This window comes from Roseomonas marmotae (assembly GCF_017654485.1).
GTDB classification, from domain to species: Bacteria; Pseudomonadota; Alphaproteobacteria; order Acetobacterales; family Acetobacteraceae; genus Pseudoroseomonas; species Pseudoroseomonas marmotae.
In genome coordinates this window covers 675,889-701,979 of the sequence record NZ_CP061091.1, presented here as the reverse complement: position 1 = coordinate 701,979, position 26,091 = coordinate 675,889, and the positions used below count along the sequence as shown (strand labels likewise).

At 69.5% G+C, this 26,091-nt stretch carries 25 protein-coding genes and 1 tRNA gene; 13 read left to right on the top strand and 13 right to left on the bottom strand.

Going from position 1 to position 26,091, the window contains the following annotated elements; genetic code table 11:
- Nucleotides 1-36: 36 nt before the first annotated feature.
- Both IAI58_RS03320 and IAI58_RS03315 read right to left on the bottom strand, forming a co-directional pair.
- Nucleotides 37-408 carry a (2Fe-2S) ferredoxin domain-containing protein gene (locus tag IAI58_RS03320; RefSeq protein WP_207449991.1) on the bottom strand — a complete coding sequence of 124 codons (372 nt, stop codon included), beginning with the start codon at nt 406-408 and terminating at the stop codon, nt 37-39.
- 103 nt (nt 409-511) lie between these two features.
- Nucleotides 512-916 (bottom strand): hypothetical protein, encoded by a 405-nt coding sequence (locus tag IAI58_RS03315; protein WP_207449993.1) that lies wholly within the window; start codon nt 914-916, stop codon nt 512-514.
- Between the two features lie 251 nt (nt 917-1,167).
- Between IAI58_RS03315 and IAI58_RS03310 the strand changes: the two genes are divergently transcribed.
- The 3 genes from IAI58_RS03310 (at nt 1,168) to IAI58_RS03300 (ending at nt 4,849) form a co-directional block, all read left to right on the top strand.
- Complete coding sequence (locus IAI58_RS03310) at nt 1,168-1,755, top strand: fasciclin domain-containing protein (protein WP_207449995.1); 588 nt, start codon at nt 1,168-1,170, stop codon at nt 1,753-1,755.
- Nucleotides 1,756-1,987: 232 nt separating this feature from the next.
- Nucleotides 1,988-4,279, top strand: coding sequence for an NADP-dependent malic enzyme (locus IAI58_RS03305; protein ID WP_207449997.1), 2,292 nt, complete (start codon nt 1,988-1,990; stop codon nt 4,277-4,279).
- Nucleotides 4,280-4,540: 261 nt separating this feature from the next.
- Nucleotides 4,541-4,849: a hypothetical protein gene (locus IAI58_RS03300; RefSeq protein ID WP_207449999.1), complete on the top strand. Its 309-nt coding sequence runs from the start codon at nt 4,541-4,543 to the stop codon at nt 4,847-4,849.
- 78 nt (nt 4,850-4,927) lie between these two features.
- Here the strand turns inward: IAI58_RS03300 and IAI58_RS03295 are convergent, their stop codons facing one another.
- Genes IAI58_RS03295 through IAI58_RS03280 form a run of 4 tightly spaced genes read right to left on the bottom strand, consistent with a single transcriptional unit; the run spans nt 4,928 to nt 7,351 of the window.
- Nucleotides 4,928-5,854, bottom strand: coding sequence for an SAM-dependent methyltransferase (locus IAI58_RS03295; protein ID WP_207450001.1), 927 nt, complete (start codon nt 5,852-5,854; stop codon nt 4,928-4,930).
- Nucleotides 5,851-6,207: a DUF423 domain-containing protein gene (locus IAI58_RS03290; RefSeq protein WP_207450003.1), complete on the bottom strand. Its 357-nt coding sequence runs from the start codon at nt 6,205-6,207 to the stop codon at nt 5,851-5,853. The genes IAI58_RS03295 and IAI58_RS03290 overlap by 4 nt, the downstream gene beginning before the upstream one ends.
- Complete coding sequence (locus IAI58_RS03285) at nt 6,207-6,899, bottom strand: phosphoribosyltransferase (protein ID WP_207450005.1); 693 nt, start codon at nt 6,897-6,899, stop codon at nt 6,207-6,209. The genes IAI58_RS03290 and IAI58_RS03285 overlap by 1 nt, the downstream gene beginning before the upstream one ends.
- 50 nt (nt 6,900-6,949) lie before the next feature.
- Nucleotides 6,950-7,351, bottom strand: a complete 402-nt coding sequence (locus IAI58_RS03280) for a DUF983 domain-containing protein (RefSeq protein WP_207450007.1) — start codon at nt 7,349-7,351, stop codon at nt 6,950-6,952.
- 135 nt (nt 7,352-7,486) lie between these two features.
- Here IAI58_RS03280 and coxB point away from each other — a divergent pair, with 135 nt between their 5' ends.
- The 5 genes from coxB to IAI58_RS03255 are packed head-to-tail and all read left to right on the top strand — an operon-like array spanning nt 7,487 to nt 13,104.
- The gene (gene coxB / locus IAI58_RS03275; RefSeq protein ID WP_237182899.1) at nt 7,487-8,425 is read left to right on the top strand and encodes a cytochrome c oxidase subunit II; all 939 of its coding nucleotides are present in this window, start codon (nt 7,487-7,489) and stop codon (nt 8,423-8,425) included.
- Nucleotides 8,422-10,947 (top strand): cytochrome c oxidase subunit I, encoded by a 2,526-nt coding sequence (gene ctaD, locus IAI58_RS03270; protein WP_207450009.1) that lies wholly within the window; start codon nt 8,422-8,424, stop codon nt 10,945-10,947. The genes coxB and ctaD overlap by 4 nt, the downstream gene beginning before the upstream one ends.
- Nucleotides 10,948-10,958: 11 nt before the next feature.
- Nucleotides 10,959-11,366, top strand: coding sequence for a hypothetical protein (locus IAI58_RS03265; RefSeq protein ID WP_207450011.1), 408 nt, complete (start codon nt 10,959-10,961; stop codon nt 11,364-11,366).
- An 8-nt stretch (nt 11,367-11,374) separates the two neighbouring features.
- The gene (locus tag IAI58_RS03260) at nt 11,375-11,989 is read left to right on the top strand and encodes a cytochrome c oxidase assembly protein (protein ID WP_207450013.1); all 615 of its coding nucleotides are present in this window, start codon (nt 11,375-11,377) and stop codon (nt 11,987-11,989) included.
- Nucleotides 11,983-13,104, top strand: coding sequence for a c-type cytochrome (locus tag IAI58_RS03255; protein WP_207450014.1), 1,122 nt, complete (start codon nt 11,983-11,985; stop codon nt 13,102-13,104). Before IAI58_RS03260 ends, IAI58_RS03255 begins: the two co-directional genes overlap by 7 nt.
- 30 nt (nt 13,105-13,134) lie before the next feature.
- Here the strand turns inward: IAI58_RS03255 and IAI58_RS03250 are convergent, their stop codons facing one another.
- The 5 genes from IAI58_RS03250 to IAI58_RS03230 all read right to left on the bottom strand — a co-directional run bounded on the left by IAI58_RS03250 (nt 13,135) and on the right by IAI58_RS03230 (nt 19,362).
- Entirely contained in the window at nt 13,135-13,587 is a 453-nt protein-coding gene (locus IAI58_RS03250; RefSeq protein ID WP_207450016.1) for a DoxX family protein, read from the bottom strand.
- A 96-nt stretch (nt 13,588-13,683) separates the two neighbouring features.
- The gene (locus IAI58_RS03245) at nt 13,684-15,084 is read right to left on the bottom strand and encodes an NAD(P)H-dependent flavin oxidoreductase (RefSeq protein WP_207450020.1); all 1,401 of its coding nucleotides are present in this window, start codon (nt 15,082-15,084) and stop codon (nt 13,684-13,686) included.
- A 217-nt stretch (nt 15,085-15,301) separates the two neighbouring features.
- Nucleotides 15,302-17,509 carry a polyribonucleotide nucleotidyltransferase gene (gene pnp / locus IAI58_RS03240; RefSeq protein WP_207450021.1) on the bottom strand — a complete coding sequence of 736 codons (2,208 nt, stop codon included), beginning with the start codon at nt 17,507-17,509 and terminating at the stop codon, nt 15,302-15,304.
- 452 nt (nt 17,510-17,961) lie between these two features.
- Nucleotides 17,962-18,612 (bottom strand): CoA transferase subunit B, encoded by a 651-nt coding sequence (locus tag IAI58_RS03235; RefSeq protein ID WP_208776014.1) that lies wholly within the window; start codon nt 18,610-18,612, stop codon nt 17,962-17,964.
- 12 nt (nt 18,613-18,624) lie between these two features.
- Entirely contained in the window at nt 18,625-19,362 is a 738-nt protein-coding gene (locus IAI58_RS03230; protein ID WP_207451575.1) for a CoA transferase subunit A, read from the bottom strand.
- A gap of 169 nt (nt 19,363-19,531) precedes the next feature.
- Here IAI58_RS03230 and IAI58_RS03225 point away from each other — a divergent pair.
- The 5 genes from IAI58_RS03225 to aptA all read left to right on the top strand — a co-directional run bounded on the left by IAI58_RS03225 (nt 19,532) and on the right by aptA (nt 24,739).
- Nucleotides 19,532-19,607: transfer RNA gene (locus tag IAI58_RS03225), tRNA-Ala, on the top strand.
- A 67-nt stretch (nt 19,608-19,674) separates the two neighbouring features.
- A complete protein-coding gene (locus IAI58_RS03220) occupies nt 19,675-21,450 on the top strand; it encodes an adenine deaminase (protein ID WP_207451531.1) in 1,776 nt (591 codons plus the stop codon).
- Nucleotides 21,451-21,598: 148 nt separating this feature from the next.
- Nucleotides 21,599-22,420 carry an IS5 family transposase gene (locus IAI58_RS03215; protein WP_208776004.1) on the top strand — a complete coding sequence of 274 codons (822 nt, stop codon included), beginning with the start codon at nt 21,599-21,601 and terminating at the stop codon, nt 22,418-22,420.
- Between the two features lie 33 nt (nt 22,421-22,453).
- Nucleotides 22,454-23,338, top strand: coding sequence for a diacylglycerol/lipid kinase family protein (locus IAI58_RS03210; RefSeq protein WP_207450656.1), 885 nt, complete (start codon nt 22,454-22,456; stop codon nt 23,336-23,338).
- Between the two features lie 72 nt (nt 23,339-23,410).
- Entirely contained in the window at nt 23,411-24,739 is a 1,329-nt protein-coding gene (aptA, locus tag IAI58_RS03205; protein WP_207450659.1) for an omega-aminotransferase AptA, read from the top strand.
- A gap of 223 nt (nt 24,740-24,962) precedes the next feature.
- Here the strand turns inward: aptA and IAI58_RS03200 are convergent, their stop codons facing one another.
- Both IAI58_RS03200 and IAI58_RS03195 read right to left on the bottom strand, forming a co-directional pair.
- Nucleotides 24,963-25,481: a chromate transporter gene (locus tag IAI58_RS03200; RefSeq protein WP_207450661.1), complete on the bottom strand. Its 519-nt coding sequence runs from the start codon at nt 25,479-25,481 to the stop codon at nt 24,963-24,965.
- Entirely contained in the window at nt 25,478-26,053 is a 576-nt protein-coding gene (locus IAI58_RS03195; protein ID WP_207450663.1) for a chromate transporter, read from the bottom strand. Before IAI58_RS03195 ends, IAI58_RS03200 begins: the two co-directional genes overlap by 4 nt.
- Nucleotides 26,054-26,091 lie beyond the last annotated feature (38 nt).

Below are 26,091 nucleotides of genomic sequence, written 5' to 3'. Positions count from 1 at the left end.
GATTCCTGTTAATCCTGCGAGAGCCGCGCCGGGGCCTCAGCCCTTGGGCGGCGGCACATCATGCTCGGTCAGCATCAGCCGCCGGGCGCGGCCGCCTTCCACCAGATGCGCGTTCAGGATCTCGTCGATATCCGCCGTCGTCTCGGCGTGGTACCAGATGCCCTCGGGATAGATGACGATGGTCGGCCCGAATTCGCAGCGGTCCAGGCAGCCGGCGGTATTCACCCGCACGCCCTTCAGGCCCAGCTCCTTGGCACGGGCCTTCATGTAGTCCTTCAGCTTCTCGCTGCCGCGGGCAGCGCAGGAACCGCGCCGATGGCCTTCCGGCCGGCGGTTGCAGCAGACAAAGACATGCGCCCGGAACCAGGGCGGCGGATCATTCTCGGGCAGGGGCGCGGCATCGCTCATGCGGCTTCTCCTCAACGGACCGCCACAAGTTAGCACACCGCGCTGTCCCGGCATGGGGCGGCGGTGGAACGCATGGCTCCACCGCCGCCCCGGAAGACCTGCCTTAGCGGGCGCGATCGATGGCGCGGCCGGCGGCGGTGCCCGGCGGGTTGGCGCGGGTGCCATCGGACTGGGACGGATAGGCGCCCGAGGTATTGGTGCCGGCCGCGCGGTCGAGGGCGCGGGTGGCCTCGGTGCCCGGCGGATTGGCGGGGGTGCCGTCGGACTGGGTGGGATAGGCGCCCGAGGTATTGGTACCGGCCGCGCGGTCCGCGGCACGGCTCGCCTCGGTGCCCGGCGGGTTGGCGCGGGTGCCATCGGACTGGGTGGGATAGGCGCCAGAGGTATTGGTGCCGGCGGCGCGGTCCACGGCACGGGTCGCCGAATTATTGGTGTTATCGCAGGCTGCGAGGCCCAGCATCAGAGTGCTGGCGGCGACGGCGGCGATAATCCCGGAACGGCGTGACATGGTGTTTCTCCTCATGATCGGCCCGGCTTGCGGACCGGCTACGCCCACGACAACGCCAAGCTTGGCCGGAGGTTCCACTGGAGAGTGCAGACTGTGCATGGCTCCTCACCGCCTTCTCTGTCATGCAACCCCGTTCATCACAGCAGCGTTGCAGCCACAGAATGGCCGCGCCAATGCCAACGACACCTCGGCGGACCGCATGGCCGGCAACAAACCCGATCCACGCCTATCCAGTCGTTGAGGAAGCTCTCATGACCTTGAAACGCCGTGCCCTTCTGGGCGCCACGCTGACGACGACCCTGGCGGCGCCGGCCGTGCTGCGGGCGCAGGTCCCCTCCATGGTCAATATCGCCGATACGCTGGCCAGGGTGCCGCAGTTCTCGCGCTTCCTGGAACTGGCGCAACGGGGCGGCGAGCTGGACCGGCTGCGCGGCACGCAGCAGCTGACGGTCTTCGTGCCGGTCAATGCGGCGATCGAGCAGCAGCCGGGCCTGATGCAGGACCTGATGGGCATGGGTTCCGGCAGCCAGGCCGGCACGGCCGACCAGTTCCGCCTGGGCGCGCTGCTGACCCATCACATGCTGCCGGGCGTGGGCACGGTGCAGAGCCTGACCGGCAGGGTGCAGGACATGCCCACCATCAATGGCGGCCTGGTCCGGCTCGATGGCACGGCCACGCCACCCACGATCGCCGTCGCCCGGCCCTCGGGCGGCCCTTCCAGTAACTTCGGCACCGGCGCCGGCGGTCAGAGCCTGCAACCCCCCGCCCGCATCATCATGCCGGACCTGATGGCCAGCAACGGCATCGTGCATGGCATCGACAACCTGCTGATCCCCTGATCCCCCAGGCCCGTCCCCTCGCGAGGGGACGGGCCATCTGGCCTGGGATGAGCCTCATGCGGCCGGTGCCGCTCCGGCATCCTCCCCGCTGCTTCCCACGCCTCTCCCGGCTGACAGCATTCCCGTCCCCTGCCGTCGCGCGATGCCGCACCTGCGAAGCGGCTGTCTAGCGGTGGAAGAGCTGGCGGCTCATGATGAGCCCCTTGTCTTCGCTGTCAGAAGTTAGAGGTCCATGGACGACGCCCGCTCGACGGATACCCGTACTGCCCGCATCACCGCCGAGGAGGCGTTGGCCCTGCATGCCGAGGGAAAACCCGGCAAGCTGGAAATCCGGCTCACGAAGCCACTGACCACAGCACGCGACCTCAGCCTCGCCTATTCGCCAGGCGTCGCCGAGCCCTGCCTGCATATCCATCGCGACCCCGCGCTGGCCTATGACTACACGGCCAAGGGCAACATGGTCGCCGTCATCTCGAACGGCACCGCCGTGCTCGGCCTGGGCAACCTGGGTGCGCTCGCCGGCAAGCCGGTGATGGAGGGCAAGGCCGCGCTCTTCAAGCGCTTCGCCGATGTCGATTCCATCGACCTCTGCATCGACACCGAGGATGTCGATGCCTTCGTCAATTCCGTCCGCTACCTCGGCCCGTCCTTCGGCGGCATCAATCTCGAGGACATCAAGGCGCCGGAATGCTTCGTCATCGAGCAGCGCCTGCGCGAGCTGATGGACATCCCGGTCTTCCACGATGACCAGCACGGCACCGCCATCGTCGCGGCCGCCGGGCTGATCAATGCCTGCCACCTGACGGGGCGGGAGCTGCGGGACACCCGGCTCGTCATCAATGGCGCGGGCTCCGCCGCCATCGCCTGCGCCGAGCTGGTGAAGGCCATGGGCATACGGCCCGAGAACATCCTGATGTGCGACACCAAGGGCGTGCTCTGGCGCGGCCGCACGGAGGGGATGAACCAGTGGAAGTCGGCCCATGCCGTCACCACCGACCGCCGCACGCTCGCCCAGGCGCTGGAAGGTGCCGACGCGTTCTTCGGCCTCTCCGTGAAGGGCGCGGTCACGCCCGCCATGGTGGCCAGCATGGCGAAGAACCCGATCATCTTCGCCATGGCCAATCCGGACCCCGAGATCACGCCGGACGAGGCGCGCGCGGTGCGGCCCGACGTCATCGTGGCCACCGGCCGCTCCGACTATCCCAACCAGGTCAACAATGTCCTGGGCTTCCCCTTCATCTTCCGCGGCGCGCTGGACGTGCGCGCCAGCACCATCAACGAGACCATGAAGATCGCCGCCGCCGAGGCGCTGGCGATGCTGGCGCGCGAGGATGTGCCGGAGGAAGTGGCGGGCGCCGGCGGCGGTACGGGCCTGCGCTTCGGCCCCGAGTACATCATCCCGCATGCCTTTGACCCGCGCCTGATCTCCCATGTCTCCCCCGCGGTCGCGAAGGCCGCGATGGAGAGCGGCGTCGCCCGCAAGCCCATCCTGGACCTGCAGCGCTACGCGCGCGGCCTGGCGGCGCGGCTGGATGTCGGCATGGCGGCGCTGGAAGCCGTGACGGAGCGCGTGCGCGCCAATCCGCAGAAGGTCGTCTTCGCCGAGGGCGAGGAGGAGAAGGTGATCCGTGCCGCCATCGCCTTCCGCAATGCCGGCTATGGCACGCCGGTGCTGGTGGGACGCGAGGAGAGGGTCAGGGAAACCGTCGCGGCCCTCGGCATCCCGCTGCCGGATGGAATCGAGATCCACAATGCCCGGCTGTCCGGCAGCAACCTGCGCTATGCCGAATGGCTCTATGCGCGGCAGCAGCGCAGCGGGCTGCTCTTCCGCGACTGCCAGCGGCTGGTCAACCAGGACCGCAATGTCTTCGCCGCCTGCATGGTGGCGATGGGCGACGCGGATGCCATGGTCAGCGGCGTCACCCGCTCCTTCAGCGTCACGCTGGAAGGCGTGAACAAGGCGGTGGACACCATCCCCGGGCGGGCGCTGTTCGGCCTGACGGTGCTGCTGAGCCGCACCGCCGGCACCACGCTGATCGCCGACACCGCCATCCATGAGCGGCCGGATGCCGAGACCCTGGCGCAGATCGCCAAGGGTGCCGCCGCCGCCGCCCGCCGGATGGGGCTGGAGCCGCGCGTGGCCTTCCTCTCCTTCTCCACTTTCGGCGCGCCCGGCGGCACCATTGTCAGCCCGGTGCGGGAGGCGGTGAAGCTGCTGGACGGCCGCGGTGCGGACTTCGAGTATGATGGCGAGATGGGCGCCGATGTGGCGCTGGACCCGCAGCTGCGCGCCCTCTACCCCTTCTGCCGCCTCAGCGGCCCGGCCAATGTGCTGGTGATGCCGGGGCTGCATGCCGCTCATATCCTGACCAAGGCCGTGCCGCGCCTGACCAGCGCGACCGCCATGGGCCCGATCCTGGTCGGGCTTGAGCAGCCGGTGCAGATCGCCAGCATGGGCGCCAGCGTGAACCAGATCCTGGACATGGCCTGCTTCGCCGCGCATGGCGCGGTGATGAAGGACTGAAACAGCCCGTCATGGACGGAATGCCCCCCGGGCGTTCCACCGGCAGGAAAAGCGCTGTGAAGGAGGTCGGAGAGCATTCTCCGGCCTTTTTCATGACCAAGGGGAAATCCTCTTCCAAGGACGTGCTCACGACCTGTCGATGATCGTCCCGGCCGATACCCGACATCGCCTCGTATGATTGGGAAAGCCCGTGGTGGACGCGTAGATGTCCTCCAACGGAAGCGGACAGGCTTCCCTCTCCATCAAAACGAGGATCTCTCCATGTTCCGCATTGCCATGCTCTCAGCCGCCCTGCTCGCCTCTGGCCTGGCCGGCGCCGCCCATGCTCAGGATCTGCAGGTCGTCAACCAGGGTGAGCAGTTCGAGGTGCATTACCCCGCCGGCTATACTGGCAATATCCTCGGCGGCGGCGCCGTCCGGGTGAGCGGCCAGGGTGAAAGCCAGCGGATTGCGCATCTGACCGCCAGCTTCGCCCAGCAGCCCGCCGGCATCCCGGTCTTCGTTGGTGGTGGCGAAGGCAGGGTCGCCTATCTGCCGGCTGCCCAGGGCCAGTTCCTGGCCAACCGCTAGGGCCGGGGAAATACCGGCTGGCCCCTCGGGCCAGTCCGTTCCGCAAGGGCCGGCTCCCCTCGGGGGCCGGCCCTTTCGCTATGCGGCGGGGTCGTCGCGCAGCAGGCAGAACATCAGCTCGTGCTTGTTATGCGCGCCGTGGAAGACCTGCGCGCCCGGGATCGCCGCGAAGGCGGCGGCGGTATCGTGGTCGGTCTCACCCTGGAACTTCAGGGTGCAGACGAAATTGCGCGCCCGCCCCGCCTCCATCCAGCGCTGCACCAGCCCCAGCAGCCGGGCCGGATAGCAGATGATGTCGCTGAACAGCCAATCCACCGCCGGCTGCTTCTCCGGCTCCAGCCCGAAGGCGCTTTCGGTGCGGATGGTGACATTGGGCAGCGCGGCCACGCCGGGGTCCATCTGCGCCTTGTCCACCGCCACCACCTCGCAGCCCAGCTGCGCCAGCGCCCAGGTCCAGCCCCCCGGCGCGGCGCCGAGGTCCAGCACCGTCTCGCCCGGCCCCGGCCAGCGCCCGATGCGCGTCAGCGCCTCCCACAGCTTCAGATAGGCGCGGGAGGGCGGGCCCTCGCGGTCTTCCTCGAAGCGCACGGCACCATTGACGAAGGGACTGGTCTTGGTGGGGCTGGCCAGCATCATGTCGGGCGCCAGCAGCGTCCAGGCGCCCAGATGGCCGGTGGGCGCCGCTTCCGGGAAATGCAGCGGGCGCGCCTTGACCGGCGGCAGCGCCGCCTCGATCAGCGCGGCGCGGCGGTGGAAGGCTGCGGCGTAGAGCGACCAGTTGCGCTGGATGCCCCGCAGCGCCGTGGCGGCGGATTTGATGGACGCCACCGGCATCTCGCGCGGGTCGGTCCAGACATCCAGCGCCCAGGCGGCGGGCACCGGCGGCGCCTCCGACAGCGCCAGCAGCCCGTGCCAGGCGGCGATGGCGACGCCGGCGCGGCGCAGTTCTTCTTCCAGTTCCCGCTCGAAACCCTCGGCGGCGAGATAGGCGCTGCGCGGCGTCATGCCCGGCGCCCCGCTGCCAGAGCCAGCATCAGCCAGGCCAGCATCAGTAGGGTTCCCCCGAAAGGCGCCACGCCACCCAGCGAGCCGCCGGTCAGCGCCCGCCACCATACCGCGCCGCAGAAGCAGAGCGCGCCCAGGACGAAACCGCCGCCGGCCAGATGCACCGCCCAGCCCCCGCGCCGCTCCGCCAGCAGGCCGACCGCCAGCAGGGCCAGGGCGTGCCAGCCCTGCATGGTCAGCGCACTGGCCGCCAGCGCCGCCTGCTCGGGCGCCAGCCCATGTGCCGCCCAGGCCGAGAGCCCGACCGCCACGCCGCCCGAGAGCGCCCCCAGAACCAGCCACAGACGCGCCATCAGACCGTCTCCTCCACCGGCAGCCGCACCTGGGGCCGGCTGGCCTCATCGGGCATCCATCCGCCTTCCTGGCGGCGGTAGAGGGGCGTGGCGAAGGCGGCGGCCACCGGCACGTCCTCCGGCCAGGTGGCGCGCCAGCGGTCCCCCTGCGCCATGGCGACGCAAAGCCCGACCGGCCGCACGCCCGCCTTCTCCAGCAGCGCCAGCCCCGCGAGGGAGGAGGAGCCGGTGCTGATCACGTCATCTACCAGCAGCACGCGCCGGCCCCGCAGCCGCCCCAGCAGCCGGGGGTCCAGCCACATCCGCCGCGCATCCGGCGCGGTCGAGGATGCGGTGGGCACGGAGAGCGCCTCCTCGTACCACTTCTTGCGGGAATAGCCGGGCGCGACCCAGTTGGGGTGCCCCAGCGCCTCGGCCACCGGCCCGCCGAAGACATGGCCGAGCGTCGGCAACCCCACCACCACCTCGGCCCCGAAATCCCGCGCCGCCGCCGCCATCCAGGCATGGACCGGCCGCAGCACGGCGAAGGAGGCCTGGTTGGCGATGAAGCCGGTCACGGCGATGGCGCCGTAATCGCGCAGCGGCAGGCGCAGCCAGCGCCCATCCGGCATGCGGGCCGTGGCGGCGGTGGTGAAGGGTGCCGGCAGCGGCTCCGCCTCGTAGTGCTGCCAGTATTCCGGAGGCTGTTCCATGGCGCGCGGATGGCACAGGGCGCGGCAAGATGCCAGTCCCCGCCTTGCTGTCAGGCTTCCGGGGTGCGCGTGCCGAAGCGCCCTTCCTCGGCCTTGTTGATGTATTGCGAGCAGACCAGCCAGCCCTTGAAGGGCCGCAACAGCAGCATCGAGCTGACGATCAGCAGCGGAAAGGTGGTCAGCAGATGCACCCAGAAGGGCGGCTCATATCCCAGCTCCAGCCAGATGGCGAAGATCGTCACGGGCACCGCCACGATCGACATGACGAAGAAGGCCGGCCCGTCGGCGGGGTCGGCGAAGGACATGTCCAGCCCGCAGACCTCGCAGCGCTTCGCCAGGCGCAGGAAGCCGGCGAAGATATGCCCCTGCCCGCAGCGGGGGCAGCGGCCGCGGATGCCCAGGCTGAACGGGGTCTCTCCTGGCGGCAGTCGGTGCTCGGTGTCTTCGGCCATGATTCTCTTCCTCGCCTGTGCAACGCGGAAGGGGCGGAAGCGGAGAGTAAATTTCCTGAAACCTGACAGAAATGCCCGCGTTGCCGCGGCAGAGGCCGGGGGAAGGTGTTGAAGCAGGACAAGGCGGCGTGGCTCTTGCTTCCGCTGCTGCTGGCGGGCTGCAGCGGCCGGCAGTCGGCGCTCGATCCGTCGGGGTATGAAGCCGAGGCCGTGGCACGGCTCTTCTGGTGGATGACGGCGGCCGGCGGGGTGATCTGGCTGCTGGTGGTCGGGCTCGCGCTCTATGCCACGCAGCGCGGCGGCCGGCCCTGGCCCGCCCGGCGCGCGGCACGGCTGATCCTGGCCTGCGGCGCCGTGCTGCCGACGCTGCTGCTGGCGGTGCTGCTTGTCTTCGGCCTGCGCATGATGCCGGAGCTGCGCGCCCCGGGCGAGGGACTGCGGATCGCCGTGCAGGGCGAGCAGTTCTGGTGGCGGCTGCGCTACGAGCTGCCGGACGGCCGGCGCTTCGACACTGCCAACGATGTCCGCCTGCCGCTGGGCAGCCGCACCGAATTCCTGCTGACGGCGCAGGATGTCATCCATTCCTTCTGGATCCCGGCGCTGGGCGGCAAGATGGACCTCATCCCCGGCACGACCAACCGCCTGGTGCTGGAACCCCGGCGCACCGGCCGCTTCCGGGGCGTCTGCGCCGAATTCTGCGGCGCCTCCCACGCGCTGATGGCCTTCGATGTCGAAGTGATGGAGCCGGTTGATTTCGAGGCCTGGGCGGCGCGCCAGGCCAGTGCCGCCACTCCGCCGATGAATGACGGCGCGGCGCTCTTCCTCGCGCGCGGCTGCGGCGCCTGCCACACCGTGCGCGGCACGGAGGCCTCCGGGCGCATCGGGCCGGACCTGACGCATCTGGGCGCGCGGCCCAGCATCGCCGCCGGCATCCTGCCGAACACGGCGGAGAATATCGACCGTTTCATCCGCCATGCACGCGAGGTGAAGCCCGCCGCGCGCATGCCCTCCTTCGATATGCTGCCGGCGGCGGAAAGCGCCGCCATTGCGGCCTGGCTGGGATCGCTGCGATGAGCCGTAAGGATGAGGAAACCCTGCGCCGGGAGCAGGAAGAGCGGCTGAAGCGGGTCTGGCTCTCGCCGCCGGGCTGGCGCTACTGGTCGGCGGTCAACAATACCGAGGTCGGGCGCTGGTACACCCTCACCTCCTTCGGCTTCTTCCTCTTCGCCGGCGTCCTGGCGCTTCTGGTCCGCACGCAGCTGGCGCTGCCGGAGAACAGCTTCGTCTCGGCCTCGCTCTACAACCAGCTCTTCACGCTGCACGGCACGGCGATGATGTTCCTCTTCGCCGTGCCGATCTTCGAGGCGGTGGCCATCCTGCTGCTGCCCACCATGCTGGCGGCGCGCGACCTGCCCTTCCCGCGGCTCTCGGCCTTCGGCTACTGGTGCTTCCTGATCGGCGGCGTCTTCGTCTGCGGCTCGATCTTCTTCAACGCGGCGCCGGATGCCGGCTGGTTCATGTATCCGCCGCTCACCACCGACCCGAAGCTCTCGGGCATCGGCGCGGATATCTGGCTGCTCGGCCTCTCCTTCATCGAGGTCGCCTCGATCGCCGCGGCGGTGGAGCTGATCGTCGGCGTGCTGAAATGCCGGCCGCCGGGCATGCGCATCAACACCATGCCGCTCTATTGCTGGTATGTGCTGATCGTCGGCGGAATGATCCTCTTCGCCTTCCCGCCGCTGATCGCCGGGGACATCCTCTTCGAGCTGGAGCGGCTGGCGGGCTGGCCCTTCTTCGACCCCGCGCGCGGCGGCGACCCGCTGCTCTGGCAGCACCTCTTCTGGATCTTCGGGCACCCGGAGGTCTACATCGTCTTCCTCCCCTCCATCGCGCTGATGGCCATGCTGGTGCCGACCTTCGCCCGGCGCCCGATCATCGGCTATTCCTGGATCGTGCTGGCCGCCGTGGGCACGGGCTTCCTCAGCTTCGGGCTGTGGGTCCACCACATGTTCACCACCGGCCTGCCCGCCATCTCGCTCGGCTTCTTCTCGGCGGCCTCGGAAGCCGTGGTCATCCCGACGGGCGTGCAGATCTTCGTCTTCATCGCCACCATGCTGGCGGGGCGGGTGGTCTTCTCCACGCCCATGCTCTTCGCCGCGGGCTCTCTGGCCGTCTTCGTCATCGGCGGGCTGACGGGCGTGATGGTGGCCATCGCGCCCTTCGACTGGCAGGCGCATGACACCTATTTCGTGGTGGCGCATCTGCACTACGTGCTGATCGGTGGCATGCTGATGCCGCTGATCGCCGGGGCCTACTACTACGTGCCGCTGGTGACGGGAAAGAAGCTCTCCGACCGTCTCGGGCGCTGGGTCTTCTGGCTGATGTTCGCCGGCTTCAACATCGGCTTCATGCCCATGCATTTCACGGGCATGCGCGGCATGCCGCGCCGCGTCTTCACCTACCCCGCCGATATCGGCTGGAACTGGCTGAACCTGGCCTCCACCCTCGGCGCCTTCATCTTCGCTGCCGGCGTCGCGCTCTTCGCCTGGGATCTGCTCTTCGGCCTGCGCCGGCGGCAGCAGGCGCCGCGCAACCCCTGGAACGCCGGCACGCTGGAATGGCTGAACGCCCTGCCCGGCCCCGAATACGGCGTACGCAGCGTGCCGGAGGTCGCCTCCCGCTATCCGCTCTGGGACCAGCCTGACCTGCCGCGCGAGGTGGATGAAGGCCGCTGGTACCTGGCCGATGCCGAGGAAGGCAAGCGCGAGACCATGGTGACCTCGGTGCTGGACAGCCGCCCCATCCAGTGCCTGCGCGTCCCGGGCAACAGCTTCATGCCGATGATCAGCGCGGTGCTGATCGGCGGCAGTTTCATCGCCACCACCTTCCATCTCTACTGGTCCGCGCTGGCGGTGGGGCTGGCGGGCATCTTCTCCATCATGGTCTGGCTCTGGCGGGGCACCGCCCTGATCCCGGAGAAGGCGGCGAAGGATGTGGGCCACGGCCTCTTCCTGCCGCTCTATGTCTCAGGCCCGCAGTCCGTCGGCTGGTGGGCGATGTTCATCACCATGTTCGGCGACATGACGGCCTTCGCCAGCCTGGTCTTCAGCTACTTCTACTACTGGACCATCCACGACCCCTTCCCGCCCCTGGGGCCGGACGGGGTGGCGCAGGGGCCGGGGCTGCTCTGGCCGGCCCTGGCCTTCCTGCTGCTGGCGCTGGCCTGGGGCGCCATGCTCTGGGCGAGGGCGCGAAACACGGCCGGCAGCGCAGCGGGGCTGCGCCTCGGGCTCCTGCTGGCGGCCCTGGCGGGGCTGGGCAGCGGCGGCGCCATGCTCTGGGCTCCCTGGCAGGCCGGGCTGGACCCGCAGGCGCATGTCTATCCCGCCGCCGTCTGGGTCCTGCTGGGCTGGGCGGCGCTGCATCTGGCGGTGGGCGTGCTGATGCAGTCCTACTGCATGGCCCGCAGCCTGGCGGGCAAGCTGACGACGCGCTGGGACATCGATATCCAGAATGTCGTGCTCTACTGGCATTTCGCCGCCATCACCGGCGCCGTCACGCTGGCCGTCGTCACCCTCTTCCCCCTGCTGGCCTGAGGTAGAGCGCCATGGTCATCCGCATCCGCGAAAAGGCTGATCTCTGGACCCTGCTGATGCCGCCCACCATCTGGGCGCTGCATTTCCTCTTCTGCTACGTCGTGGCCGCCATCCACTGCGCCAAGCAGGGCGGCATCAACCTGACCGAGCCCAGCTCGGGCCTCAGCTTCGCGCCCCTGGGCGAGGTGCGGCCGCTGGTGGCGGTGGGCACGGCGGTGGCCCTGGGGCTGATCGCCATCTCCGCCCGCCAGGCCTGGCGCCATTGGGGCTTCGGCATGGACGACCCGCCGCACGATGCCGCCACGCCCGAGGACCGGCAGCATTTCCTGGGCTATGCGACGCTTCTGCTCTCCGGGCTGAGCTTCATCAGCGTCGTCTTCATCGCTCTGCCCGCCTTCCTGATCCAGGACTGCCGGTGATAGCGGGAATGGCCCTGCCCATGGGACTTCTGGTGCTGGCGCTGGTCTGGGGCGGCCCGGTCTGGCTGCTGCTGGGGCCGAGCTTCACCGGCGGCATGGTGATGCATATGGGCGTGGTGGCCATCGCCGCGCCGCTGCTGGCCCTCGGGCTCTCAGGCTCCCGCTGGGATGCCACGCAGCGGCATCCGCGCCTGTTCGGGCCGCTGGCGGCCTCGGTGCTGGAATTCATCGCCGTTTGGGGCTGGCACCTGCCGGGGCCGCATGAGGCGGCACGGCAAAGCCTGCCCTTCCTGGTGCTGGAACAGGGCAGCTTCCTGGCGACGGGGCTGCTGGTCTGGCTCTCCTGCCTCGGGGCGGGGCAGGCGCGGCAGGCCAGCGGCATCGTGGCGCTGCTGCTGACCTCCATGCACATGACCCTGCTGGGCGCGCTGCTGACCCTGGCCCCGCGCCCGCTGTACGACCACGTGGCCTGCCTGGGCCTGACGGTGCAGGAGGACCAGAGCCTGGGCGGGGTGGTGATGCTGCTGGTGGGCGGCGCCGCCTACCTGGCCGGCGGGCTGGCCCTGGCCGCCCGCCTGCTGGGCCCCGAGCGGCATGGCACGGAGGATGGCGCGGCATGCTGATCCGTGTCACCTGGCGCCGCGCTGCCCTGACTTTGGCGGTGCTCATCCTGGGTGGGCTGCTCTTCGCTTGGTCCGGGCTGTTCAATGTCGCGGCCTCCGGCGGGCACTGGGCCGTCACCAACTGGTTCCTGCACTGGGTGATGCGGAGTTCCGTCCGTACCCATTCCCTGCTGGTGGAGCCGCCGCCGCCCCTGCACGATGTGGCGCTGAAGGCGCGGGCCGCCGGGCACTATGCCAGCGGCTGCGCCCCCTGCCACGGCGCGCCCGGAGAGCCGCAGAACCCGGTGGTGCGGAGGAGCACGCCCACCCCGCCCCAGTTCCCGGCGGAACTAGGCGAATGGCGCCCGCGGGAGCTGTTCCGCATCGTCCAGCATGGCGTGCGCTATACCGGCATGCCCGCCTGGATCGTGCCGGAGCGGCATGACGAGATCTGGGCCATGGTCGCCTTCCTGGAAGCATTGCCCGTCATGCCGCCGGAGGAATACCGGCGCCTGGCCCATGGCGAGCAGGCGGAGGCGCGGCCGCGGGGCGGCAGCGCCGGGCTGGATGGCCTCTCCAACCCCTCCGCACAGGCCCTGGCCGACTGCACCCGCTGCCATGGCAGCGACGGGCTGGGGCGGGATGGCGACGCCTTCCCCGTCATCGCCGGGCAGAGCGAGGCCTATCTGCTGCAGGCCCTGCGTGCCTATGCCGACGGGACGCGCCACAGCGGCATCATGCAGGCCGCCGCCGCCCGTGCCGGGGGCGAGGCCTTGCAGGCGCTGGCCGCGCATTACGCCGCCCAGCCGCGCCACGCGGTGCCGCAGAGCTTCGGGCCCGCCCTGCTGGCCGAGGGCGAGACGATCGCGCGGCAGGGCCTGCCGGATAGCCAGGTGCCGGCCTGCCTCTCCTGCCATGGCAGCGCCGCCCTGGCGCGCAACCCGGCCTGGCCGCGCCTGGAAGGCCAGCATGCCGGCTACCTGGAAGGTCAGCTGGCCCAGTGGCGGGACGGCACGCGCGGCGGCGGTCCCTTCCGGAAGGTCATGCGGACCATCGCCCAGCGGCTGACGCCCGGGCAGGCGCGGGCGGTCTCCGCCTGGTTCGCGGCGCAGGGAGAGGCCGGCCAGGGCCGCTGAGCGACGGAAGCCCCCGCGCCGGCGGGCACCTTATGTGGTGGACCAGCTGGAATTCCCGCTGGAGCCGGACAGGGTCTGGGACACCGACGCGCGGCGCTTGCGCTCCGCCAGGATGGCGACCAGCACCAGGGCGCCGATCATGCCGACATGCTCGGTGGCCGTGTGGAAGGCGACGATCGCCCTGTCACCGTCCAGGCTCCAGAAGTGGTGCACCAGCGGGATGGTCAGCGCGGTGAAGACACCGAGCGCCCCTGCCCCCAGCCAAGTCCAGCGGTTGAAGATGATCAGCGCCGCGCCGCCGAGCTGGACGACGATGGTGGCGATGTTGAAGAGCACAGGCGGGTTCAGCCCGAACATCGCCATCTCCGCCACGCCGCCCTGGAAATCGATCAGCTTGGCCAGGCCGCTTCCCCAGAAGGGAAAGGTCAGCAGAATCCGGGCAAGGACCTCGACCACATTATTGGTCAGGATCGAACGGATCATCGGATGCTTCCTCCCGCCCCTACGGCAGACATGAAAAAAACCGCCTCCGGGGGCCGGAGGCGGTTGTGTCACGTTCATGCTTGAAACGGAAGGCCGTTAACGACCCGTCATGATCCGCTCGACCAGCTGCTTCACCGAGGGGATGAAGCCGTTGGAGTAGAAGGGGTCCTGCCCGAAGCGATAGGCGTTGTGCCCGGCGAACATCAGGTTGTGGTCGATCGAGCCGTCATGGGCGATGTCCTGCAGCGTCTTCTGGATGCAGAAGCTGCGCGGGTCGGCCTTCTTGCCGTTCGTGTAGTCCGGCCCATGCTGCGTCCAGTTGCTGAAGCGGCAGTGGCTGAGGCAGCCCATGCAGTCGGTCTGGTCCTTCAGGATCTCCCGCGCATTCTCGGGCGTCACGAAGACCAGGGTATTGTCGGGGGTGCGCAGCGCCTCGGTGAAGCCGGCGGCCTCCCAGCCATGCACGCGCTCCAGGTCACCCGGCGCCAGCCAGACCAGGCGCTTGCGCGGGCCCACGCCGTATTCGGCGGTGTGCTCGCCGACCGGCTCGGGGCTGATCGCCACCTGCCGCTCGTTGCGGGCCTCCAGGTCGCGCAGGAACTCGTTCCGCACGGCCGAGGAATAGAAGCCGGTGGGCGAGAAGGGCTGCAGCAGCACGTCACCGGGCTGCAGCGTCAGCAGCTTCTGCTTCCAGGCGTCGCTGATCGGGCTTTCCTGCGTCACCAGGGGACGGGTGCCGAACTGGAAGGCGATGGGGCCGAGTTCCTGATTGTCGATCCAGTCCTCCCATTCCTCCAGCCACCAGACGCCGCCGGCCATGATGATCGGCACATCGCCCAGGCCGAACTGCCGCATCTGCTGGCGCAGCTTCAACACCCGGTCATAGGGTGCCTCGGGCTTGTTCGGGTCCTCGGAGTTGGACAGGCCGTTATGGCCGCCGGCCAGCCAGGGGTCCTCATAGACCACGCCGCCCAGCAGTTCTGAGACCTTGGAATAGGACCGCTTCCACAGCGCGCTGAAGGCGCGGCCGGAGGAGACGATGGGATAGTAGAAGACGTTGAATTCGCGGGAGATCTCGGCGAGCTTGTAGGGCATGCCGGCGCCGCAGGTGATGCCGTTGATGAGGCCCCTGGCCCCTTCCAGCACGCCGCGCAGGATGCGCTCGGCGCCGCCCATCTCCCAGAGCACGTTCATGTGCACGCGGCCCTGGCCGTTGGCCCGCTCATAGGCCTCGCGTGCCTGGGCGATGCCGCCGGAGATGCCGTAGGCCACCAGCTCCTCATGCCGCGCCACGCGGGTGCGGCCGCTATAGACCTGGCGGATGACATTGCCCTCGGCGTCGTAGCTATCCGCGTTGACGCCGGAGAAGGTACCGACACCGCCGGCGCCGGCCCATTCGCCACAGGAGGCTCCGGTCGAGATGGCTACGCCTTTGCCACCTTCCACCAGCGGCAGCACATCCACCCCACCCATCCGGATCGCGTTGATCGCTTTCAAAGCCGTTTGCCGTTCCTGCGGTTAAAAATTCACGGAGCCGTATACCACGCCGGAGAGTGCTGTCGAAGCGGAGCCATTTCTCCGGTGGCGGCCATTTGGCCCAAACTGGCGGTAGTTTCAACAGGCCGCCACGCCTGTCCGGGAAAAGGGCGGCATGCCGCCCTCTCTCCAGCAGAGGTCGCCGGGGGGCGGCGGGCGCCGCCCCCTCGGCACCGGGTCAGTCGCGGTGCGGCCGGCGCTCGCGGCGCTCGCGGCGCTCGCCACGCGGCTCGCCACGGTCGCCGCCATTCTCGCCTTCCTCGCGCGGACGGCGGGCGCCGACCTGCTCGGAGATATCGGCGCCGCTGGCCTGGTCCACCATCCGCATGGACAGCTTGACCTTGCCGCGGTCGTCGAAGCCGAGGACCTTGACCTTCACCTTGTCGCCGACATTGACGATGTCGGTGGTCTTGTTGACGCGCTCATTGGCCAGTTCGGAGATATGGACCAGCCCGTCCTTGGCGCCGAGGAAGTTCACGAAGGCGCCGAAATCGGCGGTCTTCACCACGGTGCCGTTGTAGATCACGCCCACCTCGGGCTCGGCCACGATGCCGCGGATGCGGTCGATGGCGGCCTGCGCGGCCTCGGGGGAGGTCGCGGCGATCTTGATGGTGCCGTCATCCTCGATGTCGATCTTGGTGCCGGTGGTCTCGACGATCTCGCGGATCACCTTGCCGCCGGTGCCGATCACTTCGCGGATCTTGTCCTTCGGCACGTTGATCACGGTGATCTTCGGCGCATTGCCGGCCACCTCGCCACGCGCCGAGGACAGGCCCTTGGCCATCTCGCCGAGGATGTGGAGGCGGCCCTGCTTGGCCTGCTCCAGCGCGATCTTCATGATCTCCGGCGTGATGGACGTGATCTTGATGTCCATCTGCAGCGCGGTGATGCCCTGCTCGGAACCGGCCACCTTGAAGTCCATGTCGCCGAGGTGATCCTCGTCGCCCAGGATGTCCGTCAGGACCGCGAAGCCCTTGTCTTCCTTGATCAGGCCCATGGCGATGCCGGCGCAGGGGCGCTTCAGCGGCGCGCCCGCGTCCATCAGCGACAGCGAGGTGCCGCAGACGGTGGCCATGGAGGAGGAGCCGTTGGACTCCGTGATCTCGGACACGACGCGCATCGTGTACGGGAAGGCCGCCTTCTCCGGCAGCAGCGGCCGGATGGCGCGCCAGGCCAGCTTGCCATGGCCGATCTCGCGGCGGCCCGGGCTGCCCATGCGGCCCGTCTCATTCACCGAGTAGGGCGGGAAGTTGTAGTGCAGCATGAAGTTCTCGCGGTACTCGCCCGCGAGCTGGTCGATGATCTGCTCGTCCTGGCCCGTGCCCAGCGTGGCGACGCAGAGCGCCTGCGTCTCGCCACGCGTGAACAGCGCGGAACCATGGGCGCGCGGCAGCACGCCGACCTCGGCCACGATCGGGCGCACGGTCTTGGTGTCGCGGCCGTCGATGCGCATGCCGGTGTCGAGGATGGCGTTGCGCACCACCGTCGCTTCCAGCTCCTTCAGCAGGCCCTTGGCCATGGCGGCCTCGTCCTCGCTCAGCTGCGCCAGGATCGCCTTCTTGGCCTCGCCCACCTTGCCCTGGCGGACCAGCTTCCGGGTCTCCTTGTAGGCCTCGGCGATGGAAGCGCTGCCCAGCTCGGCCAGCTTCTTCTTCAGCGCGACCGTCTCGGCGGATTCCTCCGGCAGGTCCCAGGGATCCTTCGCGGCCTTCTCGGCCAGCGCGATGATGCCCTGGATCACCGGCTGGAAGCCGGCATGGCCGAAGGTGACGGCGCCCAGCATGATCTCTTCCGAAAGCTCATGGGCTTCGGACTCGACCATCAGCACGCCTTCCTCGGTGCCGGCGAGCACCAGGTCCAGCTGCGACTGCTTGATCTGCTCCAGCGTCGGGTTCAGCACGTACTGGCCGTCGATATAGCCGACGCGGGCGGCGGCGACGGGGCCGAAGAACGGAATGCCCGACAGCGTCAGCGCGGCGGAGCAGCCCACCAGCGCCACGATGTCCGGGCTGTTCTCCATGTCATGCGACAGCACGGTCGCGATGACCTGCACCTCGTTGCGGAACCCTTCTGGGAACAGCGGGCGCAGCGGGCGGTCGATCAGGCGGGAGATCAGGGTCTCGGCCTCGGAGGGACGGCCCTCGCGCTTGAAGAAGCCACCCGGGATCTTGCCGGCCGCGAAGGCCTTTTCCTGGTAGTTCACCGTCAGCGGGAAGAAGTCCTGGCCCGGCTTCACGCTGCGGGCGCCGACCACGGTGCAGAGCACGATGGTGTCGCCCAGGCGGGCCATCACGGCGCCATCGGCCTGGCGGGCGATCTTGCCCGTCTCCAGCGTCAGGGTCTTGCCGCCCCAGTTGATGTCCTTGCGGAAGTAATTGTCGAACATTCGTTCGTCCTTTAGCAACGCGGCCCGCCTGTTTCTGGCGGCACCGCATCCACCCACGCGGTCGCGACCGGTGGGCATGGCCTGAAGGAGCGGAACGGGAAGCGCAGGACCGGACCGATCTTGGCCCCGTGGATGGGGCCCCGGCGTCTCGGGCGGCATGGATGGCCGCGGAGGCTCCGCCCCGCGGGTCGCACCATGTGGCCGGAAACGCCGCCACGCATCCCGGGTCGGAAACCGGGGTCGCGCTCGGTGCAGGCTCTGTCATTCCCGCACGCTCGCGGGTCCGGGCACCCCGCAGGGCCACCCGGCGGGCCTTATGGACCGTGCGGAGGGGTTGCGCCATGGAAAAATGCCGGCACGCCGGCCCGGCGGGCGCCCGGCCAGCATGGCCCTGGCCATTCCGGGCGCCCCTGGAAAGCCCCACGGCAGGGGGCCGCCCCCCTGCCCCGGCCTCAGGCCTGCACGGCCAGCGCGACCTCGTATTCGGCCTCAGTCTTCTCGCGCACCTCTTCCAGGCTGACGCCGGGCGCCAGCTCCATCAGGGTCATGCGGCCGAGCGCGCGGTCGATGCTGAAGACGGCCAGTTCCGTCACAACCAGGTCCACCACGGCCTTGCCGGTCAGCGGCAGGGTGCATTCCCGCAGCAGCTTGGGCTTGCCGCCGGCGGTGTGCTCCATCAGCACCACCACCTTCTTCACCCCGGCGACGAGGTCCATGGCCCCGCCCATGCCCTTCACCATCTTGCCCGGGATCATCCAGTTGGCGAGGTCGCCGTTCTGGGCCACCTGGAGGGCGCCGAGGATGGAGATGTCGATATGCCCGCCACGGATCATGGCGAAGCTGTCGGCGGAGGAGAAGAAGCTGGTGGTCGGCAGCGCCGTGACGGTCTGCTTGCCGGCATTGATCAGGTCCGGGTCCTCGTCCCCCTCATAGGGAAAGGGACCCATCCCCAGCATCCCGTTCTCCGACTGGAGCTGGACGGAAATGCCGTCGGGGATGTGGTTGGCCACCAGGGTCGGGATGCCGATGCCGAGGTTGACGTAGAAGCCGTCCTCCAGTTCGCGCGCGGCGCGGGCGGCCATCTCGTCGCGGGTCCAGGCCATGTCCGTTCTCCCTCAGGCCACGTTGCTGTTGGCGGGGTTCAGATCCGTCACCCGCTTGCGCACGGTGCGCTGCTCGATCCGCTTCTCATAGGCGGCCGGCAGCTTGACGATGCGCTTCACATAGATGCCGGGGGTGTGGATGTGGTCGGGGTCGATCTGGCCGGGCTCCACCAGCTCCTCCACCTGCACCACCGTCACCTTCGCGGCCGTCGCCATCATCGGGTTGAAGTTGCGCGCGGTCTTGCGGAAGACCAGGTTGCCCTCGGTATCCGCCTTCCAGGCATGGATGATGGCGAGGTCGGCCATGATGCCGCGCTCCATCACGTAGTGCTCGCCGTCGAATTCCCGGGTCTCCTTCCCCTCGGCCACGGCGGTGCCATAGCCGGTCTTGGTGAAGAAGGCGGGGATGCCGGCGCCGCCGGCGCGGATGCGCTCGGCCAGGGTGCCCTGCGGGTTGAACTCGATCTCCAGCTCGCCCGCCAGGAACTGCTTGGCGAAGGTGGCGTTCTCACCGACATAGGAGGAGATCATCTTCCTGATCTGCCGCGTCTGCAGCAGCAGGCCGAGCCCGGCGTCGTCGATTCCGGCGTTATTGGAGACCACGGTCAGGTCCTTCACCCCGGAATCGCGGATCGCCTCGATCAGCGCCGCGGGGATGCCACAAAGCCCGAAGCCGCCGGAATGGATCAGCATGCCGTCGCGCAACAGGCCGTCCAGCGCCGCGCGTGCATCGGGATAGACTTTCCGCATTGGTTTGCTCCCTCGCCCTGAAGGCGACAGGCTAGCCCTCGCATGGAAGGGGGAAAAGGCCCCCCCGGCACGGCCGGAAAATACCGGGAAAGAATCAGCGCGGGGGGCTTGCGTGGCTCAAGGGCCGCAGTTATACCGCGCCACCTCGTTGAAAGACGAGAGCGACTGCGGGGCCATAGCTCAGTTGGTAGAGCGCTTGAATGGCATTCAAGAGGTCAGGGGTTCGACTCCCCTTGGCTCCACCAGATTTCCCGAACAGGGCGCCCGGCGACGGGCGCCCTGTTCTGTTTTGCGCTCTCCGGAGGCCGCCGCATGACCCGTGAACCGCAGGACCTGCATGAAAGGGCACTGCGTGACCGCGCGGTGCGCGCCGCACGCGGCCAGGCCCCCTTCGATATCCTGATCACCGGCGCCGAGGTGGCGGACATGGCCACCGGGGAGCTGCGCGCCGCCGATATCGGGCTGGTGGGCCCGCTGATCGCCAGCGTCCATGCCCCTGGCAGCCGCGCCGACGCCGCATCGGTGCTGGATGCCCGCGGGCTGGTGGCCGCGCCTGGGTTGATCGACGCGCATATGCATATCGAAAGCTCGATGGTCACGCCGCGCCGCTATGCCGAGGCCGTGGTGCCCGCCGGCACGACCACCATCTGCTGGGACCCGCATGAGCTGGGCAATGTCTCCGGCCTCGCCGGTGTGCGCTGGGCGGTGGAGGCCATGCGCGGCCTGCCGCTGCGCGCCCTGGTGCTGGCCCCCTCCTGCGTGCCCTCCGCCCCCGGGCTGGAACGTGCCGGCGCCGATTTCGGCCCGGCCGAGCTGGAGGAAATGCTCTCCTGGCCAGAGGTCGCCGGCGTGGCGGAGGTCATGGACATGCGCGGCGTGCTGGACCGCAGCCCCCGCATGGCCGGCATCGTCGGCGCCGGCCTCGACGCGGAAAAGCTGCTCTGCGGCCATGCCCGCAGCCTGACGGGCCCGGACCTCCAGGCTTTTGCGAGTGCCGGCATCGGCTCCGACCACGAGATCGTCTCGGCCGAGGATCTGCTCGAAAAGCTGCGCGCCGGCTTCACGGTGGAGTTGCGCGGCAGCCACGACTACCTGCTGCCTGAGGCCGTGGCCTCCCTGGCCACCCTGCCCCACCTGCCGCAGACCCTGGTGCTCTGCACCGACGATGTCTTCCCCGACGACCTCGCGGAGAAGGGCGGCATGATCGACCTGCTACGCCGGCTGGCGCGCTACGGCATGCCGCCGATGCAGGCCCTGCGTGCCGCCACCCTGCATGCCGCGACGCGCATCAACCGCCCCGACCTGGGCCTGATCGCCCCCGGCCGCCGCGCCGACCTGATGCTGCTGGACGGGCTGGAGACGCTGGGCGTCGCGCATGTCTTCGCCTCCGGCCAGCATGTGGCGGAGGCCGGCCGCCTGCGTGCGCCCCTGCCGCCCGAGCACCCCGCCGGCCCGCTGCGCGACACCATGAAGCTGGCGCCCCTGGCGGCGGAGGATTTCCTGATCCACGCCCCCGGCCCTCGCGCCACCCTGCGCACCGCCGTGAACCCGCGCTTCACGCAATGGGGACAGGCCGAGGTGCCGGTGGTGGATGGCGTTGCCCAGTTGCCGGAGGACGGCATCCTGATGGCCGTGATCCACCGCCACGGCCTGGCGCCCGCCACCCCCGTGCTGGGCGTGCTGCAAGGCTGGAGTCGCTGGCGCGGCGCCCTTGCCACCACGGTGGCGCATGATTCCCACAATCTCTGCGTCTTCGGCCGCGGTCCCGAAGACCTCGCCGCCGCGGCCAATGCGGTGATCGCGGCGGGCGGCGGCATGGCCGTGGCGCAGGGCGGCGCGGTGACGGCGCTGCTGCCGCTGCCGATCTGCGGCCTCGTCTCCGATGCGCCGGTGCCGGAAGTGGCGGAAGCCTTCCGCGCCCTGAAGGCGGCGGCCGACCGGGTCGCGGATTGGAAGCCGCCTTACCTGGTCTTCAAGGCAATCGTGGGTGCGTCGCTGGCCTGCAATGCCGGGCCGCATGTGACCGACCTGGGTGTGGCGGATGGGGCGACGGGGGAACTGATCCCGGCAGCGCTGGTGGAAGCCTGAGGCTGGGGCGCTACCCAAGACCCTGCGGGGATGACAGTGTCACCTCGCACCCGACATCAATTTGGAGTAGAATACCGGTTTCTTAGAGCCCGTTTGAGAATGCTGCGGGTGAGGTGTTCAGGCGTCCTCGCGTGCCCAGATGGGCTGGATGTGGACCAAGGAACATCGCGCACGGCAGGCTGGCTTTGAGCGGCGCCGCTACCCGACCGATCTGACGGATCAGGAATGGCGGGTTATTCGGCCTCTGCTGCCGCCCAGCAGCACCCGCGGCAGGCGGCCAGGCGTTGACCTGCGCGAGGTGCTGAACGCGATCCGCTACCTGGCACGGGCCGGGTGTGGCTGGCGCATGCTGCCGGTCCATTTCGGACCATGGCAGACGATCTATTGGTGGTTCCGGCGGCTCGCACGACGGTTCCTGTTCGCCACTCTGCACAACATCGCGCTGATGCTGGATCGTGAGCGGGTGGGGCGCGAGGCCAGCCCTTCCGCCGGGGTTCTGGACAGCCAGACGGTCAAGTCGCCCCAAGCACTGGGCGGCGGCGGCTTTGATGCCGCCAAGCGCCTCAAGGGCCGCAAGCGCCACATTGCGGTCGACACTGATGGCCGCCTGCTGATGGTCAACCTAACGACGGCCGACGTGCAGGATGCTTCCGGGGCGGAGCAGATCGTCAAGGCGATCCGCAAGCGCTGGCCCTGGTTGAAGCACCTCTTTGCCGACGGCGCCTATGACCGCGGCAAGCTGATGAGCGCTGCCGCCTTCCATGACTTCGTCATCGAGGTGGTGCGCAAGCTGACGGACCAGCAAGGCTTCCAGGTGCTGCCACGCCGCTGGGTGGTGGAGAGAACCTTTGGCTGGATGACCCGCTGGCGCCGCCTGGTCCGCGACTATGAACGCCGCTGCGACGTCTCCGAAGCCATGATCCACGTCAGCATGGGCGCGCTCCTCGTCCGGCGCATTGCTCACCCATGACCATTCTCAAACGGGCTCTAAGGGAAAGCGCGCATGCTGATCGTCTTCAATCCCACCGCCGGCAGCCGCCGCCGCTCCCGCCTGGAGCGCGCGGCCGCCTGGCTGCCGGGCGCCCGCCTCGCCGAGACCCGGGGCCCCGGCCATGCCGGGCACCTGGCCCGCCAGGCCGCCGCGGCCGGAGAGGATTGCGTGGTGGCCGCCGGCGGCGACGGCACCGTCGCCGAGGTAGCGGCGGGGCTGGCGGGCTCGGCCACCGTGCTGGGCATCCTGCCGCTGGGCACCGCCAATGTGCTCTCGCTGGAACTGGGCCTGCCGCGCGGGCCGGAGGCGGCGGCGGCAGTGCTGCGGACCGGGCGGGAGGCCGCCTTCTGGCCGGGGATCGCCCGCTTCGCGGACGGGCGGCAGCTGCTTTTCGTGCAGATGCTGGGCCTGGGCCTGGATGCCGAGGTGGTGCGGCGGCTGGACCCGCGGCTGAAGCGCGCCATCGGCCGTGCCGCCTATGTCTGGCAGACCGCGCTGACGCTGCCGCGCTACGCTTTCCCGCCCGTCACGGCGCGGCTGGATGGCGGGGCGCCGTTGCGGGCCAGCGCGCTGGTGGTCAGCAAGGGGCGGCTTTATGCCGGGCCTTTCCCACTGGCCCCGGAGGCGACGCCGCTGCGGCCCGGCTTCCATGTGGCGCTGATGACCGGGCGCGCGGGGCAGGCGGCGCTGGCGGCGGCGCTGCTGCCGCTGGGGCTGTTGCCGCGCCTGCCGGGGCTGTCGCTGCGGCGGGCGAACCACGTGACGCTGGAAGGCGCCGGCGTGCCCGCCCAGACCGATGGGGATTTCCACGGCTGCCTGCCCGTGACGGTGGAGGATGCGCCGGCACCGTTGCGGATCCGTCTTCCGGCGATGGACGAGGGTGATGTTTCTGACTAGCCTTCCTTCCCGCTCGTCTCCGCCCCGCTCGCAGGGGCCTCCGCTCCAGCCGTTCAGGGTCACCTTTCCATCATGAACCAGTTCTCGCCCGTGTCGCGCCCGAACAATCTCGATGCGTTCTGGATGCCGTTCACCGACAACCGCTACTACAAGTCGCATCCGCGCCTGCTCGCGCGCGCCGAGGGCATGAACTACTACACCGCCGATGGCATGGAGGTGCTGGACGGCACCGCCGGCCTCTGGTGCTGCAATGCCGGCCATGGCCGGCGCGAGATCACGGAAGCCATCCAGAAGCAGGCGGCGGTGATGGATTTCGCGCCGACCTTCCAGCTTGGCCATCCGCTGGCCTTCGAGGCGGCGGCGCGCGTGGCGGATATGACGCCGGACGGCATGGACCGCATCTTCTTCACCAATTCCGGCAGCGAGAGCGCCGATACCGCGCTGAAGATCGCGCTGGCTTATCAGAAGGCGCGCGGCCAGGCCCAGCGCGTGCGGCTGGTGGGGCGGGACCGCGGCTACCACGGCGTCGGCTTCGGCGGCATGTCGGTCGGCGGCATCGGCGGCAACCGCAAGCAGTTCGGTGCCATGCTGCCCTATGTGGACCACCTGCCGCATACGCATCTGCCGGCGCGCAATGCCTTCACCCGCGGCCTGCCGCAGCACGGCGCGGAACTGGCGGATGCGCTGGAAGGGCTGGTGACACTGCATGGCGACACCATCGCCGCCGTGATCGTGGAGCCGATGGCGGGCTCCACCGGCGTGCTGGTGCCGCCCACGGGCTACCTGCAGCGGCTGCGCGAGCTGTGCGACAAGCACGGCATCCTGCTGATCTTCGACGAGGTCATCACCGGCTTCGGCCGCGTCGGCACCAATTTCGGCGCCGAGCGCTTCGGCGTCACGCCGGATATCATCACCATGGCCAAGGGCCTGACCAATGCCGCCGTGCCGATGGGCGGCGTGGCCGTGAAGAACGACATCTACGAGGCCGTCGTGAATGGCTCGGCGGATGGGATCGAGCTGTTCCACGGCTATACCTATTCCGGCCACCCGCTGGCCTCGGCGGCGGCGATCGCGACGCTGGACCTGCACCGCAGCGAGGATCTGCCCGGCCGCGCCCGTGTCATGGAGGGCTATTTCGAGGATGCCGCCCATTCCCTGAACGGCACCGACAAGGTCATCGACATCCGCAACATCGGCCTGGTCGCCGGCATCGAGATGGCGCCCCGCCCCGGCAAGCCCGGCGCCCGCGCGATGGAGGTGTTCCGCACCTGCTTCGACAGCGGCGTGCTGACGCGCGTGACGGGTGACATCATCGCCATCTCCCCGCCGTTGATCGCGGAGAAGCAGCATATCGACCGGATCTTCGGGACGCTGGCGGACGCGATCAAGGCCGTCGACTGACCTGCTTGCAGGAAGGCCAGGGGGTGCCGCCCCTGGACCGGGCAGAGGGCTCTGCCCTCTGCACTCCCGCTGGGGTGACAGTGTCACCCCAGACCCCGCCATCTGTTTTACGCTTGTGGCACGGTGGTTCCGCCGGAGGTCGATGACCTCCGGCGATCGCGGCCTCAGCCCGCTGGCCTGTTGAAGATTTTGAATACGCTCCTCTGCCTCGGTCAGGGACGCATCAGGCCAGCAGCCATCCCCCCAGCGCCCCGCCCGCCAGCATCCAGAGCGGGTGCCATTTCGTCCAGATCATGGCCGCCGCCACCGCGGCGGTGATGCCGGCCAGCCCCCAGCTGGTGCTGGTGGCGCTGCCGATCAGTGCGGCGCTGGCGGCGACCAGCCCCACGGTCATGGGCACCAGCCCGGTCTGGATGATGCGGCGCCAGGGCCGGTCCTGGAAACGTCGCCAGAGGCCCAGCACGATGGCCGTCACCAAGGAGGAGGGGCCGAATTTCGCCAGGGAGGACACCAGCAGCCCGCTCCACCCCGCCACTTGCCAGCCGATCAGCGGCACCACCATCATGTTCGGCCCCGGCGCTGCCTGGGCCAGTGCGAAGAGGGCGCTGAACTCCTGCGCCGACATCCAGCGGTGCACCTCCACCACGCGGCGCTGCATTTCCGGCAGGATGGTATTGCCGCCGCCGAAGGCCAGCAGGGAAAGCTCGGTGAAGAGCAGCGCCAGGGCCAGCAGCGTGCTCATCGCGCCGCCCGGCCATTCACGAGGATGCTGAGGGGCGCCAGCACCAGCATGCTGGGCAGCAGCGGCAGGCGCAGGATGGCGATGGCCAGGAAGCAGAGCGCCACCACCGCCAGCGCCAGCGGCCTGCGGCGTAGCGGCGCCAGCATCTTCAGCGCGGTGGCCACCAGCAGGCCGGCGGCGGCGGCGGCCAGCCCGGCGAAGACACGCTGCACCTGCGGGTCGTCCTGGTAGCGCTCGTAGACGACGCCGAGGCCGACCACCACCGCCGTCGGCCCGGCGATCAGCCCCAGCAGTGCCGCGATGGCCCCGGCCACGCCCCGGAACTCCAGCCCGACGGCGACAGAGAGGTTGATGACATTGCCGCCCGGCAGGAACTGGCAGAGGCCCAGGATCTCCGTGAAGGCCTCCCCCGAGAGCCAGCGGCGCTGCTCCACCAGCATGCGGCGGGCCAGGGGCAGCACGCCGCCGAAGCCCATCAGCCCGAGCGTCAGGAAACCGAGGAACAGTTCCCAGCAGCCCGGCGGCGGCGCCAGGGCCGGTGGGTCGGGCAGGATGGCGCAAGAATCGGGCATGGCGGGGCCTCATCCTTGTGGAAACGGAAGGATGCGGC